Raw genomic sequence first — 2,038 nt, 5'->3', positions numbered from 1 at the left:
GTAGGTTCACTATACGTAACCTTAATCGCCTTCGTGTTGGGCGTACCAACAGGTGTATTCACTGCGATGTTTATGGCATTTTATTGCCCTCCCAAATTACATAAAGTTTTGAAACCAGCGATGAACTTAATGTCTGGTATTCCTTCTATTGTATTTGGTTATTTTGGTTTACAAGTATTGGTTCCAGGACTTCGAACCTTTGCAAGATCTTTAGGAATTGCATCAAATGGTATGAGTATCATGACAGCGGGTATTGTTTTAGCAATTATGATTTTACCTACTATTATTACCATGTCTGAATCTTCCTTACGTGCAGTGCCAAAAACTTACTATAATGCGTCAGTTGGATTAGGCGCTGATCATGATAGAACGTCTTATGTTATCATGATGCCGGCTGCTAGATCAGGGATTTTCTCTTCTATCATATTAGGTATTGGGCGAGCTGTTGGTGAAACAATGGCAGTTATCATGGTTGCAGGGAACCAAGCAATTTTTCCACGTGGCTTATTCCAAGGTGCACGTACAATGACTGCTAATATCATCTTAGAGATGGCTTATGCAACTGGTACTCACCAAAACGCCTTAATTGCAACAGGTGCAGTATTATTTGTTATTATCTTGATTATCAATGGTATCTTCGCATATGTTAAGAGAACGGGGGTAAATAGCTAATGTCTAAAGTATTACGTGGACTCACATATTTCTTTGCAGCAGTTACTTTCGCTTCTCTAATTTGGATTGTTGGTTACGTATTAGTGTCTGGTGTACCACATTTAAGTACCGATCTTTTCTCATGGAAGTACACTACAGATAACGTTTCAATGATGCCGTCTATTATTACAACCCTTTATGTTATCGGTGGATCGCTATTATTAGCTATTCCATTCGGTGTATTTGCTGGTTTCTACCTAGTAGAGTATGCTGGTAAAAATAACAAATGGGTTGAAGGTATCCGTATTGCAACTGATACCTTAACAGGGGTTCCATCAATCGTATTCGGTTTATTCGGTATGCTAGCCTTTGTATCCGCAGCAGGATTCCAATATTCATTAATTTCAGGTATTCTTACAACGGCAATTATGGTATTACCATTGATTATCCGTAATACTGAAGAAGCCTTAATGTCAGTTAAAGACAATCTACGACAAGCAAGTTTCGGTTTAGGTGCTGGTAAATTACGTACTATCTTTAGAATCGTATTACCAATCGCTATGCCTGGTATCTTGTCAGGTATCATCCTTGCTATCGGACGTATCGTTGGTGAGACAGCAGCCTTGATGTATACATTAGGTACATCCACATCACTACCTAATTCAATCTTCTCATCTGGTCGTACATTAGCATTACATATGTATGTATTATCAAGTGAAGGTTTACACCGTGATCAAGCGAATGCTACTGGTGTAATACTATTGTTAGTTGTATTAGTGGTCAACGGCTTATCTACATGGTTATCACAACGATTTACAAAAGGAGGACAAAATTAATCATGGTTGAAAACAACAATCTTAAAATTAAAATGCAGGCAGAAAACATGGACCTTTACTATGGTAACTTTAAAGCCTTAGAAGGTATCAACATGCCGATTTACGAAAAACAAGTAACAGCATTAATCGGTCCTTCTGGATCAGGTAAATCTACTTTCTTAAAAACATTAAACCGTATGAATGACCTTGTTGAAGGTTGTCGTATTGAAGGTAAAATTACATTAGATGGTAAAAGTATCTTTGACCGTGACATGAACTTAAATATGTTACGTAAAAATGTTGGTATGGTTTTCCAACAACCAAACCCATTCCCAATGTCAATCTATGACAACGTTGCTTATGGACCACGTACTCACGGTATCCGTGATAAGAATGAATTAGATGAAATTGTTGAAACTTCTTTACGTGGCGCTGCAATTTGGGATGAAGTAAAAGATGACTTAAACAAAAATGGTATGGCTATTTCTGGGGGGCAACAGCAACGTGTTTGTATAGCTCGTGCCTTAGCAGTTAAACCTGACGTATTATTAATGGATGAGCCCACTTCAGCT

At 37.8% G+C, this 2,038-nt stretch carries 3 protein-coding genes; all 3 read left to right on the top strand.

Translation table 11 applies throughout. The annotated features are described in order from the left end of the window. The coding region (pstC, locus tag ACRCJ0_RS12745; protein WP_431390663.1) for a phosphate ABC transporter permease subunit PstC at window positions 1–672 on the top strand (672 nt) is incomplete at its 5' end. Beyond that, window positions 672–1,487 carry a phosphate ABC transporter permease PstA gene (gene pstA, locus ACRCJ0_RS12740; RefSeq protein WP_417894225.1) on the top strand — a complete coding sequence of 272 codons (816 nt, stop codon included), beginning with the start codon at window positions 672–674 and terminating at the stop codon, window positions 1,485–1,487. The genes pstC and pstA, both read left to right, overlap by 1 nt. 32 nt (window positions 1,488–1,519) lie before the next feature. Continuing rightward, a partial coding sequence (locus tag ACRCJ0_RS12735; RefSeq protein WP_431390664.1) for a phosphate ABC transporter ATP-binding protein occupies window positions 1,520–2,038 on the top strand: 519 nt, incomplete at its 3' end.

The sequence above is a fragment of the Aerococcus sp. L_32 genome (assembly GCF_050689315.1).
Note: the sequence above shows the minus strand (reverse complement) of the source record. Positions and strands in the feature narration are given on the sequence as shown.